A 14,457-nucleotide genomic window follows, 5' to 3' on the forward strand; every position below is an offset into this window, starting at 1 on the left:
TGGCGCAGAAGTCGAGGAAGGGAAAGGTGCGGTAGTGCGCGTGACATTCAACGACGCGCGCCGCGGAGCGAAGCAGGCGGATCTCTGTGACGGTTGTGCCGGATCGATGCCGGGTAACGCCGTCGCTCGTCGCGGACGGAAGCCGAAGTCGCTCGCCTAGGACGGCGGTGCCGCCTGTCGCGGAGGCGGCGCCACGATGACGGATCGGGGCCACGACGTGGCCCCGATCGCCGATAGGGGAGGCGCCGCGACGTCGTGAAGGCTGCCTCCACGGCGGCGCCGACGGCGCAGCAGGCGCCGCTTTCGCGCAGTTTGCGGACGGCGTCGGCGAGGCGACCGCGGGCCGGGACTACGATGGCAGCCTGAGCCTCTCGCTCGTCGTCGGGCCGGCCCACGCCGGCAAGGTCGCGCTCCTCCTCGAGCGCTTCCTGAACGACCTCGATCGCGACCCGTGGTTCGTCGTGCCCAACCGGGCCGACGTCGACCGGGTCGAGCGCGAGCTCATCGCCCGCTCCGGCGCGCTCCTCGCAGGGACGATCACCACGTTCGAGGGGCTGTTCGAGCACGTCGCGCGGAGCGGAGGAGAGGACCGCCGCATCGTCGGCCCCGTCGAGCGCTCGCTCCTCGTACGGCGTGCGGTCGCACGCGTCGCGCTCGACGACGTCGGTCTCTCGGCCCGCTTCGCGGGCTTCGCCGACGCGCTCGCGGCGGCGGTGGAGGAGCTCGAGTCCGGGCTCGTCGAGCCGGAGGCGCTCGACGGCGACCTCGCCGAGCTCGTCCGCGCCTACCGTCTCGAGCTCGACGGCGTCGGCGCCTGGGACCGGGAGGCGATGCGCCGGCACGCGGTGTCCCGTCTCGGCGATGATCTCGATGCCTGGGACGGCCGGCCCGTGTACGCGTACGGCTTCGAGGACCTGACCGGCGCGGAGTGGGGCCTGTTGCGCGCCCTCGCCGGTCGCACCGACATCCACGTGTCGCTTCCGTACGAGGCCGGCCGGATCGCGTTCGCGTCGCTCCGACGCACGGCGGAGGACCTCGCCGAGCTCGCGGGGCCTCGCGTCGTCGAGCTCGAGGCGCGCTCGTCGGCCTACCTGCCGTCTGCGCTCGCCCATCTCGAACGGGCCCTCTTCGAGGACGCCGCGTCGACGGCGCCTCTCGACGGCGCGATCTCGTTCCTGGAGGGCGCTGGCCGGCGCGGGACACTCGAGCTCGTCGCCGAGGAGGTGCTCGCGCTGACGGCCACGGGGGTCGCACCCGACGAGATCGCGGTCGTCTGTCCGTCGCTCGAGCGCCTGCGGCCGGCGATCGAGACCGTCTTCGAGTCCTTCGGCGTCCCCATCGCCGTCGAGGGGCGCATCCGGCTCGCGCAGGTGCCGTTCGGTCAGGCCCTGCTCTCGCTGCTGCGGTTCTCCTGGCAGGGCGGGACGCGCCGCGAGCTCTTCCGCTTCCTCCGCACGGACTACTCGGGGCTCGGGCGGAGCGACGTCGACTGGCTCGAGGGCCGCCTGCGGGGACGCGCCGTGATCGAGGGCCCCCGTGTCGTGGAGGAGCTCGGCCGGCTGCGTGGTGAGCGACGGCTGGTGCCGCTGGAGCTCGTCGAGGACGCCGAGTCGCCCCTCGACGCGGTCGGTGCGCTCGCCCCGTGGATGCTGCGAAACGCGCACGGCCTCCAGGCGGCGCCGACCGGGGGCCCGGCGAGGCGCGATCTCCGCGCCTATGACGCGGTCTCGCGCACGCTCGACGAGCTCGGCGGGGTGGCCGCCGGAGCCGCTCCGCTCTCGCGTGAGGACGTCCTCGCGGGCCTCGAGCGCACGGAGGTGCGCGGAGCGGCGGCGGGTGAGCCGGGACGTGTCGCCGTCCTCGACCTCATGCGCGCCCGCACCCGCCGGTTCGACACGGTCGTCGTGCTGGGCCTCCAGCAGGGCTCGTTGCCGCGCCGCTCGCGCTCGTCGCCGTTCCTCGACGACGACGTCAGGCGCCGCCTCGACGAGGGCGGCGCCCGCCTGGAGCGTCCCGACGCGGCCTCTCGCGACCGCTATCTCTTCTACACGGCGTGCACGCGGGCGCGGCGGCGGCTGCTCCTCGTGCGCGAGGCGTCGAGCGACGACGGCGGGCCGCGCGAGCCGAGCCCCTTCTGGGACGACGTGCGCGGGCTGTTCGACGTCGACGACGTCCGGATGCACACCAGGCGCCGACCGCTGAGCCGACTCACCTGGCCGCTCGAGCGCGCCCCCACCGAGCGGGAGCGCCTTCGCGCGCTGATGCGGATCGGTGCGGACGACCACGCTGCCGCGGAGTCCCTCGCGCTGGCGAACGGGTGGGAGCGTCGGCTCCGGCGGGCCCGGCTCGCGTTCGCACGCAGCACGTCGCTCGGCCAGGCCGCTGCCCTCGCCGTGCTCGGGGGCCGGGAGACGTTCCGCGTCACCGACCTCGAGCGCATGGCGGGGTGCTCGTCCGCGTGGTTCGTCGAGCGGCATCTCCGCCCCGGGCAGATCGACCAGCGGATCGACGCACGGATGCGCGGCTCGATCGCCCACGTCGCCCTCCAGCGCTTCTACGCGCGGCTGCCCGGTGCGATCCCCGGAGCCGACCGTGTCACGCCGGAGAACGTCGAGGATGCGGTACGGCTGATGCGGGAGTGCGTCGACGGCGCCGTGGAGAGCGGCCTGCGGATCGACGCGGGTGACCTCGCGCGGCGCGAGCTCGCGGAGTCCCTGCAGCGCGACCTCGAGCTTCTCGTCCGCACGGAGGCGGAGAGCCCGTCCGCCTTCTCGCCGCGACAGCTCGAGGTGTCCTTCTCGTCGTACGAGCTCGCGCCGGGAGTCGTCGTCAGCGGCAAGATCGACCGGGTCGACGGCGAGTCGATGAGCGCGCGGGGCATCGTGGTCGACTACAAGACGGGGAACGCGCCGTCCGCGAAGCAGATCCGCGCCGACGGCCGGCTCCAGATCCCCCTGTACTTGCTCGTGCTGCGCGACCAGCTCGGGCTCGAGCCGATCGGGGGCGTCTACGTGCCGATCGGAGGCGGGCGCCGTGCGCGCGGGATCGTGCGCGGAGGGGAGGAGCGCGTTCCGGGCTTCGCCGAGGCCGACTACCTCGACGACGCGGCGTTCGCGGAGGAGCTGGAGCACGCGCGCGGGTCGGCGGTGGCGCTCGTCGAGCGGATCCGGGACGGGGACATCCGCCACGACCCGCTCGGCGGCGAGTGCCCGGCCTGGTGCGATCTCTGGCGGATCTGCCGGAAGGCGCGCCCGTGAGCCGCGTCCCCAATCCCCAGCAACGCGCCGCGATCGACGCGCGGGGAACGGTGTTCGTCGACGCGGGCGCCGGCACGGGGAAGACGACGGTCCTCGTCGACCGGTTCGTCGAGGCGGTGGTCGACCGCGGGCTCGACGTCGACTCGCTCCTCGTGATCACGTACACGGACCGGGCCGCCGGCGAGCTCCGCGGGCGGATCCGCGCGCGGCTCGTCGAGCTCGGACGACCCGATCTCGCCCGCGCGCTCGACGGCGCGTGGATCTCCACGATCCACGGCTTCTGCCGCCGCCTCCTGACCACGTATCCGCTCGCCGCCGGGATCGACCCGCGCTTCCGCGTGCTCGACGAGGCGCAGGCGCGCGTGATCCAGGGCGAGGCCTATGCGGCCGCGCTCGCGGACTTCTGCTCGGTGGACGAGGAGCCCCGTTGGCAGCTGCTCGCGACGTACGGTGCGGCGGGGCTCCGCTCGATGCTCGTCAGCGTCTACGAGACGCTGAGATCGGCAGGGCGCGACCTCGTCCTCGAGCCCGCCGCGCGCGAGTCCCTCGACGAGCGGGTCGCCGAGCTCCGCACGGCGTCCCGCGCGCTCGTCGAGGATCCCGGCGCGACCGATCCGCAGCGGACGGCGGCGAGCGGCGCTCTCCAGCTGCTCGACGAGACCACGCTCCCCGAGCGGCTGCTCGACCTCGACGAGTTCCGGGCCCGCGGGCCTCGCGCGGCGAGCTTCACGGACGCCAGGGACGCCGTCCGGTCGGCGGCACTCGAGGATCTCGCCGCGCGCGACCGCGTGCTCCTGCAGGAGCTGCTGGAGTGCTTCGGCCGGGCCTACGCCGCGGCGAAGGACCGCGAGTCGGCGCTCGACTTCGAGGACCTGCAGCTCCGCGCCCGGGATCTCCTCCGGGGCGACGAGGAGATCCGCGCCCACGAGCAACTTCGCTTCCGGGCGGTCATGGTGGACGAGTTCCAGGACACGAACCGCCTGCAGTGCGACCTCGTCGATCTGCTCGCGGGCGGCGCCGAGAAGGAGCTCTTCTTCGTCGGGGACGAGTTCCAGTCGATCTACGGCTTCCGGCACGCCGACGTGGCGGTCTTCCGCGAGCGGCGGGCAGCCGCGCCCGAGGTGCTGCCGCTGCGGCTGAACTACCGCTCCCGGCCGGAGGTGCTCGCCGGCGTCAACGAGCTGTTCCGGGACGCGTTCGGCGATGGGTTCCAGCCGCTCGAGCCGGCCGGAGGGTACGACGACGCTGCTCTCGGCACACCGTTCGAGCTCCTCGTCACGGACAAGGCGTCGTACGCCGGATCGGGCGTGCACTGGAGGCGCGCCGAGGCGCGCCATGTCGCCCGGCGCGTCCGTGACCTCGTCGACGCCGGTAGTGCGTCGCCGGGTGAGATCGTCCTGCTCTTCGCTGCCGGCACCGACGCGGAGTGGTTCGAGCAGGAGCTCGCGGAGCTCGGGCTGCCGACGTACCGGATGACCGGGCGGCGGTACTTCGGCCAGCAGCAGGTCGTCGACCTGCTCTCGTACCTGCGGTTGCTGCAGAACCGCTACGACGACGAGGCGCTGCTCACGGTGCTCGCCTCGCCGTTCGTGGGCGTGTCGAACGACGCACTCGTCCTGATCCGCGCCGACGCCGAGCGCCGGCCGATCTTCCGGGCGATCGAGCGCACGCTGCCGGAGCGGCTCTCGGCCGAGGACCGGAGGCTCGTGCGCGCCTTCCTGCAGCGGTACGGTCGGCTCGTCGAGGCGTCGGGAGAGGTGTCGCTCGAGTTGCTCTGCGAGCGGATCGTCGTCGAGCACGACTACGACCTCGCCGTCCTCGCGCGCCGCGACGGCCGCCGCCGCTACGCGAACCTGCGGAAGCTCGCCCGGCTCGCCCGGTCCTACGAGGAGCTCCGCGGCCGCGACCTCGAGGGCTTCACCCGCTTCGTCGCCGAGCAGGAGGCGGCGGGCGCCCGTGAGCTGGACGCGGTGTCGGAGGAGGAGGGCGCCGACGCCGTCCGTCTCCTCACGATCCACGCCGCCAAGGGCCAGGAGTTCAAGGTCGTGATCGTCGCCGACGCGGGGCGGGAGCGCATGCGGACGGACGAGATCCTCTGTCTCTCCGACGGGCGGTTCGGGTTCAAGGTCGCGCACCCCGCGACGGGGGCCCGGGTCGGCACGGCGTCCTACGAGGACGTCAAGGAGGCGCGAGAGGTGGCGGAGGAGGCCGAGCGGCTGCGCCTGTACTACGTCGCAATGACGAGGGCGATGGAGCGCCTGATCGTCTCGGGGTCGGTCGATCTCGCGGCGCCGGCCCCGGAGCGGACGCCCATGGCCTGGGTGCTCGACCGGTTCGATCTCGCGACGGAGATCGAGTCCGGCGCGGACGGGCCGATCGAGGTCTCGCGCGGGCTCGCCCCGCTCGTGCTGCGGGTCGACCGCCATCGGGAGGAGCCCGAGGCGGAGCGCGACACCGACGCGACATCGACGGATGCGGACGCGGCGGGGCAGCTCGCCCTCTTCGAGGGCGTCGGGGAGACGCTCCCGGCGGCGGCGCCGCGGCTCCACGAACTGACGACGATCCCCGACCCTCCGCCGTACCGCGTCTCGCGGCTCTCCTACAGCGCGATCGCGCTCTTCGAGCGATGCTCGTACCGGTACTGGGCGGAGCGCGTCGCGGGCATGCGGCCGGCGCCGTGGGCGCCCGACGCCGGCCTCGGCGAGGGGGTGGCGCCCGGCCTGCACGCGACCGAGATCGGGGACGCCGTCCACCGGCTCCTCGAGGAGGTCGACCTCTCGACTCCGGCGTTCCCGGACGACCTCGAGCCTCGCGTCCGCTCCTGGTACCCGCTCGTGACCTCCGACGAGCTCGAACGGATCGGTGCCTTCGTCACCGCCTACGTCGGGTCGGAGCTCGGCCGTCGGATCTCCACTCTGCCCGGTGTCAGGGCCGAGCGGCCGTTCGCGTTCGAGCACGACGGCGTCGTCGTCGGAGGGCGGCTCGACGTGCTCTGGCGGTCGGACGCCGACGCGCTCGTCCTCGACTACAAGACGAACGCCCTCGACGGCCGCGACCCCGGCGACGTCGTCGACGAGGAGTACGGCGTCCAGCGTCTCGTCTACGCGCTCGCCTGCCTGCGGGCGGGTGCCGAGCGCGTCGAGGTCGTCTACCACTTCCTCGAGGATCCCGACGCGGTCGTCTCGTCCGGCTTCAGCACCGCCGATGTGCCCGAGCTCGAGCGTGCCCTCTCCGAGCTGATCGCGCGGATTCGTGGCGGCGACGTGCGTCCCACGCCCAGCTCCTTCGCCTGCTCCGGCTGCCCCGCGCTCGACGTCGTCTGTGCGGGGCCGCGGCTCGGGGGCCCGCGCTCGGGGGCGCCGGCCCCGGAGCTCACGACGACGGGCTGAAGACGTGCGCGTCGCCGTCCTCAACGATCTCCACGGCAACCTGCCCGCGCTCGAGGCAGTGCTCGCGGACGTCGCCCGGGAGCGAGTCGACGCGATCGTCGTGGGCGGCGACGTGGTCTCGGGGCCGTTTCCGGCAGAGACGTTCGACCTGCTCGCCGCGATGCCGTCCGTGCACGTGCTGCAGGGCAATGCGGACCGGCTCGTGCTCGAGCGCGGCGACGGGCACCTCGGTGCGTGGTGCGCCGACCGTCTCGGCGAGGAGCGCCTGGCGGCCGTCGCCGAGTGGCCGTCGACGCTCGAGCTCCCCGTGGACGCCCTCGGCTCCGTGCTCTTCTGCCACGCGACACCGCGCTCCGACGAGGAGATCGTCACGCGCGTCACCCCGGACGGCGAGGTCGCGACCGCCTTCGCCGGAGTCACCGCTCGGGTCGCGGTCGTCGGGCACACGCACGTTCAGTTCGACCGGACGATCGGCGGGCTGCGTCTCGTCAATCCCGGCAGCGTCGGCATGCCGTACGAGGGCAGGAGGGGGGCGTTCTGGGCCGTGCTCGGGCCGGACGTCGAGCTGCGCCGGACGGAGGTCGACGTCGACGCCGCAGTCCGCCGCATCCGGGCCGCCGGGTCGCCGATCCGCGACGAGCTGATCGGCTGGCTCCTCGACCCCCCCGACCCGGACGAGGCAACGGCGTTCCACGAGGCGCGGCGTGGCGCGTAGCTACGTCGTGGAGGCACGTCGGCGCGGGCTCGGCCGCCGCCGCGACCGCGTCGGTCCGATCCTCGACCGGCTGGCGGCGGAGCACGCCGACGCGCGGATCGCGCTCCGCTTCCGGACCGACGTCGAGCTCCTCGTGTCCGTGATGCTCTCGGCGCAGACGACCGACGTCACCGTGAACCGGGTCACGGAGCGCCTCTTCCGGAAGTACCGGCGGCCCGAGGACTACCTCGCCGTGCCGCAGGAGGAGCTCGAGCGCGACATCTACGAGACGGGCTTCTACCGCCAGAAGGCGAAGGCGATCCGCGGCTCGATGCGCATGCTGATCGAGGACTTCGACGGGCAGGTGCCCCGCGAGCTCGGTGACCTGCTGCGCCTGCCGGGCGTGGCCCGGAAGACGGCGAACGTCGTCGCCGCGGAGCTCGGCGCGCCGCAGGGCATCGTCGTCGACACCCACGTGCGCCGTCTGTCGCAGCGGCTCGGCCTGACGCGGGAGGACGATCCCGTGAAGATCGAGCGCGACCTCGTGAGAATCGTGCCCGCCGCCGACTGGCACCGCTTCCCGCATCTCATGATCTGGCACGGACGGCGCGTCTGCGACGCACGCCGCCCCCGATGCGACGTGTGCGTGCTGGCCGACCTCTGTCCGTCTGCGCGCGCCTGAGGCGTGGCTCTGCTCCGTCGGCGCGGGCCGCGAGGGAGCGTCTCGCCCTAGGGTCGCACCCAGTGCTCGACGACGAGGCCGTCGCCGAACGACCGCTGCTCGAGGAGGGCGTAGCGCGGCGTCGCGACCACGCGCCGGCCCGCGATCACCGCGCCACCAGGGGTCGAACGGACCGCGACCCACACGCCGTCGCCGCGCCCGACCGCGGCGAAGGGCGCATCGGGCGCGTAGTGGCGGAAGGCCTCGCGCGCCCGCGGCGGCACGACGACGACCGTCTCGCGCGCACCGCGCTGCTGCTCCACCCATCGCGAGGCTTCCCGCCAGTCCGCGTCGGACGCCCGCGTCGCCGAGACCGCGATCGCCGCGAGGGAGGCGGCGGCCGCGAGTGCGCACGCGGCGGCTGCCACACGTGTGTCGCCGATCGTCGAGACGCCGACGCCGGCGGCCAGGGCGACCCCGGGGGCCGCGATCACCGCGGCCGCGGCGACGTGGACGGGGAGCAGCGCGGCGCCGAGCGCGATCGCGAGCAGCGGCCCGGCGACGAGGCCGACCAGCAGCGTCGCCTGCCAGCGCGAGCCGCTCCGCACCAGGGCGACCACGCCGAGCACGGCGAGCGCGAGGGCGACGGCGCTCCAGCCGATCGCCCGCGCCGCCCCCACCGCCAGGGCCTCGGCCGACTCGTCTCCGGGCCCGTCGGCGGCGGAGCGCTCGACGGCGGCGGCGGCGGCGAAGAGCCCGGCGACAACCGCGGCGACGGGTGCGACGACCATCGCGACGCGTGGCAGCGTTCTACCGGCGACGGCGAGGGCGAGCACCTGGGCGACGACGACGCCCGCGCACGCGGGGTGCGCGAGCGGCGCGAGCGCCGCGACGAGCGCCCACGCGACCCAGAGCGGCGCCCTCCGCCATGTCATCGCCGAGACGAAGAGAGAGGTCGAGAGCGCGGCGGCCAGCACGCCGACCGCGTGGGGGCTCGTCTCGAAAGCCGCCTCGGAGGCGATCACGGACAGCGTGAGCAGCGTCCCCGCCACGACGCCCGCGAGTCGGCTCGCGATCACCGACCCTGCCTGCAGCACCAGCGCCCCGGCGGCGAGGGCGGCCGCGAGCGACGGCAGTCGGAGCGCCCAGTCCGGTGCGTCCGCCGCGACGAGCGGGGAGAGGAATGCGCGGAGCGCCGTCTGGCCCGGCTCGCTCTCGAGGGCCGTGCCGAGCGACTCGCGGAGATCGCCCCCGACCGCGGCCACGACCGCAGCCTCGTCCACCGAGAGCGGTCGACGGGCGGCGAGCGCGACGGCGACGGCCACGGCGGGTACGACGGCGACGGCCGCGGCGAGCGCGACGCGGTGGCCGGTCAGCGAAGCGCGCGTGGGCTGCGACGGGAGCGAGGTCGCGGCGGCGACATCCTCGGCCACGCGGTGAGCGTAGCGGGCGGGGTGGCCGTGATCCTCAGATCCAGCGGCGCCAGCGGTAGAACACGAGCTGGACGACCGTCGTGACCGCGATCAGCGCGACCGCCGTCCCGATGTTCCAGTACGGGTCGTCGAACTGCGCCTCGAAGTTCTGACCGTAGAAGCCGACGATCAGGCCGGGCACGAGCACGATGGACGCGACCACCGTCAGCTTCTTGCCGACCTCGTTCTGGTTCTCGGCGATCTTCGCCTGGTAGTAGTCGCGGACGCTCGAGAGGAGGTCACGGGCGATGTCGAGCTCCTCGGTCGTCCGCACGAGCGTCTCGTACGCGTCGACGAAGCGGTGCTCGAGCGCGCCGCTGAAGAGCGGCATGCCGCTGACCTCGGCGCGGCCGTCGATGATGCGGCGCACGATCGCCCGTGTCGCACTCGCCGCCCGGCGTGCCTCGAGGAGCTCGTGCCGCAGGTCGGCGAGCCGTCGGCGCACGGTCGACCCCGGCAGCGAGTCGACCTCGTCCTCGAGCTCGTCGATCGCGCCGAAGAGGACGTCGACGAGATCGAGGAAGCGGTCGCAGACGTCGTCGATGACGAGGTGGACGAGCTCTCCGGACGTGCGGGCCTCGTGCCTCGCCAGTGCCTCGGGCACGCCGACGAGCTCCCCGTCCGGGCCCGTCTTCCGGACCGTCAGGACAGCGCCGCGCGTCGCGACGACGTCCAGCTCGAGGTACGCGACCTCGAGACCGTCGGGTGCCGGGGTCGGCACCGTGAGCACCGCGACGATGGCGTCGCCGTGGCGCTCGACGGAGGCGCGGACGGCGCGACCGGGAGGCGCGAAGAGCACGTCGAGGATGCCGGGATCGACCGGGACGTCGAGCGCGTCGTCGATCTCGTCCGCGGTCGGATCGACGAGATCGATCCAGGGGACGGCCACGGGCCCGAGCGTACCGCGCGCCCCGGCCGGACCGGGATCGGCCTAGACCGGCTGCGGCGCGCTCGCGGCGACGTGCCGTTGCTCGCTGAGGAACCGCTCCGCGTCGAGGGCGGCCATGCATCCCGAGCCGGCGGCCGTGATCGCCTGGCGGTACGTGTGGTCCTGGACGTCGCCGGCCGCGAAGACGCCGGGGACGTTCGTCGCCGTCGAGCGCGGCTCGGTGACGAGGTAGCCGCTGTCCTCCTCGTGGTCGAGCCAGTCGAGGAAGAGCGCCGTGTTCGGGTCGTGGCCGATCGCGACGAAGAAGCCGTCGGTGGGGAGGTTCGTGGTGTCGCCCGTGACGACGTTGCGCACGCGCACCCCGGTCACCTTCTCGTCGCCCAGGACCTCCTCGACGACGCTGTCGAGGACGAACTCGATCTTCTCGTTCTGGCGCGCCCGGTCGACCATGATCGGGGAGGCCCGGAACTCCTGCCGGCGGTGCACGACGTGTACGGCGCTCGCGAAACGCGTGATGAAGAGCGCCTCCTCGAGCGCGCTGTCGCCGCCTCCCACGACCGTCACGACCTTGTCGCGGAAGAACGCGGCGTCGCACGTCGCGCAGTACGAGACGCCGCGGCCCTGGAGTCGCTGCTCGGACTCCAGCCCGAGCTGCCGGGCGCTCGCGCCGGTCGCGACGATCACCGTCTCCGCGCGGTACTCGTCCCGGTCGACCCAGACCCGGAACGGACGCTCCGAGAAGTCGACACGTGTGACGTCGTCGGTGACGAACTCCGCGCCGAAGCGCTCCGCCTGTCGGCGGAAGTCCTGCATCATCGTCGGCCCGAGCTCGCCGTCCGGGTAGCCGGGGTAGTTCTCGACGTCGCTGGTGATCATCAGCTGGCCACCCCAGTTGAAGCCTTCGATCACGAGCGGCTGCATGTTCGCGCGGGCGGCGTAGAGCGCGGCGGTGTACCCGGCGGGCCCGCCGCCGATGATGATCACGTCACGAGTCTCGTCCACGGTTCCCTGCTCCTTCGTCTCCATCGTTCCAGGCTGCGCCCGGCGCTCGTCCGGTCCCGTCTCGAATCCGCCTCCACGGTAGTCAACGACCCGCCCCCCGTGCGTTGTTCCTCGCTCCTAGGCGGCGTCTGCGCCGCGCGGGAGCACGCCGAGGCGGCTCTGGTCGTCGGCCGGGGGATCGGCGAGCTCCGCGGCCCGAAGCGGGGCCGAGCGGCCGGCGAGCGCGTCCAGCGCCGGGAGCTGCTTGTCGGAGAGGCTCGCCTCGCCGAGCTTGCGTGCGGTTGGGAGCACCCGCCGTTCCAGCGAGCCGACCGTCTCGTTGTACGCGCCCACGGCGCGGTCGAGCGAGCCTCCGAGCTTCGCCAGGTGCGACCCGGTGACGGTGAGGCGCTCGTAGAGCTCACGGCCGAGCTGGTGCACGGTGCGGGCGTCCTCGGCGATCTTCTCCTGCTGCCAGCCGTGTGCGATCGCCTGGAGGAGGACGATCAGCGTCGTCGGCGAGGCGATGTGCACGCGAGCGCGCACGCCGAGCTCGACGAGCTCGCGGTCGTGCTCCCACGCCGCGCGGAAGAAGCCCTCGTCGGGGAGGAACATGACGACGTACTCGGGGCTGTCGGCGAACTGCGCCCAGTACTGCTTCGCGCCGAGCTTCTGGAGGTGCTCGCGAACCTGCCGGGCGTGGTCGGCGAGCTTCTGCGCGCGCACGTCCTCGTCGGACGCCTCGAGCGCGTCGAGGTACGAGGCCAGCGGCACCTTCGCGTCGACCACGACCTGCTTGCCGCCCGGAAGGTGGACGATCACGTCCGGTCGGAGTCGCCCCTCGTCCGTCGTCGCCGACACCTGCTCCGCGAAGTCGCAGTACGGCAGCATCCCGGCGAGCTCGACGACGCGCTTCAGCTGCATCTCGCCCCAGCGGCCGCGCACGTGGGGGGTGCGCAGGGCGGTCGTGAGCGCCTGCGTGCGCTCTCCGAGGTCGCCGATCTGCCGCGTCAGCGCGCCGTAGGCCTGCGCCCGTGCACGGTCGAGCTCCTGGACCTGCGTCTGCATCCGCTCGAGCGACTGGGCGAGCGGGGCCACGGTCTCGCCGAGCTTCGTCCCCGCCAGCTCGAGGAACGACGCGTTCGTCTGTGCGTAGGCCTCGGACGAGGCGCTCCTGATCGCGTCCCGGACGCGCGTCTCGAGCGACTCCTCCGACGCGTCGAGTCGGGCCGACGTCGCGGCGAGCTCGCGTTCCAGCCCGATCACGCGCTCGGCGGCGGTGTCGCGCTCGGCGCGGATCGCCTCGCGGTCGGTGAGCCGCGCGCGCAGCGCGAGCCACGCGCCGGTGGCGCCGAGGAGGAGGCCGATGACGAGCGCTGCGACCGTCACGAGGACCCCTGACCGTAGCGCTCCAGGCGGATGGCGCCGCACTCCCAGCTACCATTTTCCCGATGCCCCCGAAGCCGCGTCCAAGAGCCAAGCGGAAGCCGACGAACGAGCCGACCGGCCTCGCGTTCGACCGGCGCCTCGCCGCCGCGGCGATCGCGGGCGTCGCCGTGCTCGTCGGGCTCGTCGGGCTCTACGTCGTCACCCAGGGGGAGGACGCGATCGCCGCCGACGAGGTGAGGACGGCGATGACCACCGCCGGCTGCAGCATGCAGGAGGTGGAGGCGCTGCCGTTCAACCAGCACACGCTCGGGCCCGGTGACACCTCCGACGAGTGGAACACCGATCCGCCGACGAGTGGCCCGCACTCCTCGGAGACGGCGATCTACGGTGCCTATACGGAGCCGCTCGACCAGGCGCGGCTCGTGCACAACCTCGAGCACGGCGCCGTCTTCGTCCAGTACGGGAAGGACGTCCCCGAGGAGACCGTCGCGGAGGTGCGGCGCTTCTACGACGACTACAGGGCGGGGACGTTGCTCGCGCCGTACCCGAAGCTCGACAACGAGATCGCGCTGGGCGCGTGGACGGTCACCGGGGGCGAGGGGACGGCGTACCTCGCGACGTGCAGGACGTTCGACGAGGCGGCCTTCTCGGCGTTCTTCGACGCGTTCCAGTTCCGTGGCCCGGAGCGCTTCCCCGCCGACGCGATGCTGCCCGGACGACCCTAGGGCGCGGGAATCGGCCCGCCGGGCCCGCTCAGGCCTGCGCGACCGCCCGGGCGACGCGCTCGCGAGCCTCGCGTGCGAGCGGCTCGAGGTCGGCGTTGTCGGCGAGCGCGAGCGCGGCCATCGGCTCCATCGCGGCGACGTGCGTCGTCCCGTCCCCTGCCCGGACGACGACGTTGCACGGAAGGAGCACGCCGAGGTCGGGCTCGAGCTCGAGCCCACGCCGGGCGAGGTGGGGGTTGCACGCGCCGAGGATGACGTAGGGCTCGAGCTCCGCGTCCAGCTTCTCCTTCAGCGTCGACTGGACGTCGATCAAGGTGAGGACGCCGAAGCCCTCGTCGGCGAGTGCGGCGCGGATGCGTTCCACGACCTCCGAGAACGGCGCGTCGACGTCGCGCGTGAGCGCGTAGCCGGTGGCGTGCACGTCAGGCCGCCTGCTCGACGAGGCCGAGCTCCCGTTCCAGCACGGCGAGCGGGCGTGCGCCGACGAGCGTCCGCGTCGCCTCGCCGTTCTCGACGAGGACGAGCGTGGGGATCCCGGAGACGCGGTACTCGGCGGCGAGCTCGGGATGCGCGTCGACGTCGACCTTCGCGACCTTGATGCGGCCGTCGTGACGCTCCGCGAGCTCGTCGAGGATCGGGGAGATCACGCGGCACGGTGGGCACCACGCGGCCCAGAAGTCGACGAGGACGGGGACGTCCGAGTCGCGCACCTCGGTCGGGAACGTGTCGGCGGTGACATGGATCGGCTTCACGGCATGACTCCTTCGTCGGATGACATTCACAACTATACAACGAGTTAGTTGTGAGAGTATTCCCGACCCCGGTCGAAGAGTGCGGAGACGACACGCGAGATCGGCGCCTCCGACGGAGCAGCGGACGGAGACAGGCCACAGCGGCCGCGTCACGAGCCGCCCCCGTTCAGTGCCGTTCGTTGCGAAGAGGGAAATCGAGACGTGGTCGACCGTGGCGCTTCCGTGAGCCTCTGAGCGCGTTTCCCTGG

General features: G+C 73.3%; 11 protein-coding genes. 5 read left to right on the top strand and 6 right to left on the bottom strand.

All coding sequences use genetic code 11. The features are described from left to right. Positions 1 to 461: 461 nt before the first annotated feature. From AC162C_RS09650 to nth, 4 genes are read left to right on the top strand one after another with little or no spacing between them, the layout of a single operon-like run. Entirely contained in the window at positions 462 to 3,257 is a 2,796-nt protein-coding gene (locus AC162C_RS09650) for a PD-(D/E)XK nuclease family protein (RefSeq protein WP_484097359.1), read from the top strand. Beyond that, positions 3,254 to 6,646, top strand: a complete 3,393-nt coding sequence (locus tag AC162C_RS09655) for a UvrD-helicase domain-containing protein (RefSeq protein WP_484097360.1) — start codon at positions 3,254 to 3,256, stop codon at positions 6,644 to 6,646. The genes AC162C_RS09650 and AC162C_RS09655 overlap by 4 nt, the downstream gene beginning before the upstream one ends. 4 nt (positions 6,647 to 6,650) lie before the next feature. Further along, entirely contained in the window at positions 6,651 to 7,361 is a 711-nt protein-coding gene (locus AC162C_RS09660; protein ID WP_462974226.1) for a metallophosphoesterase family protein, read from the top strand. Beyond that, a complete protein-coding gene (nth, locus tag AC162C_RS09665) occupies positions 7,351 to 8,022 on the top strand; it encodes an endonuclease III (protein ID WP_484097361.1) in 672 nt (223 codons plus the stop codon). Before AC162C_RS09660 ends, nth begins: the two co-directional genes overlap by 11 nt. A gap of 47 nt (positions 8,023 to 8,069) precedes the next feature. Here nth and AC162C_RS09670 read toward each other — a convergent pair whose 3' ends face one another. The 4 genes from AC162C_RS09670 to AC162C_RS09685 all read right to left on the bottom strand — a co-directional run bounded on the left by AC162C_RS09670 (position 8,070) and on the right by AC162C_RS09685 (position 12,732). Further along, a complete protein-coding gene (locus tag AC162C_RS09670; RefSeq protein WP_484097362.1) occupies positions 8,070 to 9,434 on the bottom strand; it encodes a hypothetical protein in 1,365 nt (454 codons plus the stop codon). Between the two features lie 34 nt (positions 9,435 to 9,468). Then, positions 9,469 to 10,362, bottom strand: coding sequence for a magnesium transporter CorA family protein (locus AC162C_RS09675; protein ID WP_484097363.1), 894 nt, complete (start codon positions 10,360 to 10,362; stop codon positions 9,469 to 9,471). A gap of 42 nt (positions 10,363 to 10,404) precedes the next feature. Continuing rightward, the gene (gene trxB, locus AC162C_RS09680; protein ID WP_484097364.1) at positions 10,405 to 11,388 is read right to left on the bottom strand and encodes a thioredoxin-disulfide reductase; all 984 of its coding nucleotides are present in this window, start codon (positions 11,386 to 11,388) and stop codon (positions 10,405 to 10,407) included. Between the two features lie 93 nt (positions 11,389 to 11,481). Beyond that, positions 11,482 to 12,732 carry a DNA recombination protein RmuC gene (locus AC162C_RS09685; RefSeq protein ID WP_484097365.1) on the bottom strand — a complete coding sequence of 417 codons (1,251 nt, stop codon included), beginning with the start codon at positions 12,730 to 12,732 and terminating at the stop codon, positions 11,482 to 11,484. Between the two features lie 62 nt (positions 12,733 to 12,794). Here AC162C_RS09685 and AC162C_RS09690 point away from each other — a divergent pair, with 62 nt between their 5' ends. Next, on the top strand, positions 12,795 to 13,457 hold the full coding sequence (locus AC162C_RS09690; protein WP_484097366.1) for a DUF3105 domain-containing protein: 663 nt from the start codon (positions 12,795 to 12,797) through the stop codon (positions 13,455 to 13,457). Positions 13,458 to 13,485: 28 nt separating this feature from the next. Here AC162C_RS09690 and AC162C_RS09695 read toward each other — a convergent pair whose 3' ends face one another. Further along, positions 13,486 to 13,878, bottom strand: coding sequence for a DUF302 domain-containing protein (locus AC162C_RS09695; RefSeq protein WP_484097367.1), 393 nt, complete (start codon positions 13,876 to 13,878; stop codon positions 13,486 to 13,488). A gap of 1 nt (position 13,879) precedes the next feature. Continuing rightward, positions 13,880 to 14,209, bottom strand: coding sequence for a thioredoxin (gene trxA / locus AC162C_RS09700; protein WP_484097368.1), 330 nt, complete (start codon positions 14,207 to 14,209; stop codon positions 13,880 to 13,882). Positions 14,210 to 14,457 lie beyond the last annotated feature (248 nt).

This window comes from Gaiella sp. (assembly GCF_057140465.1).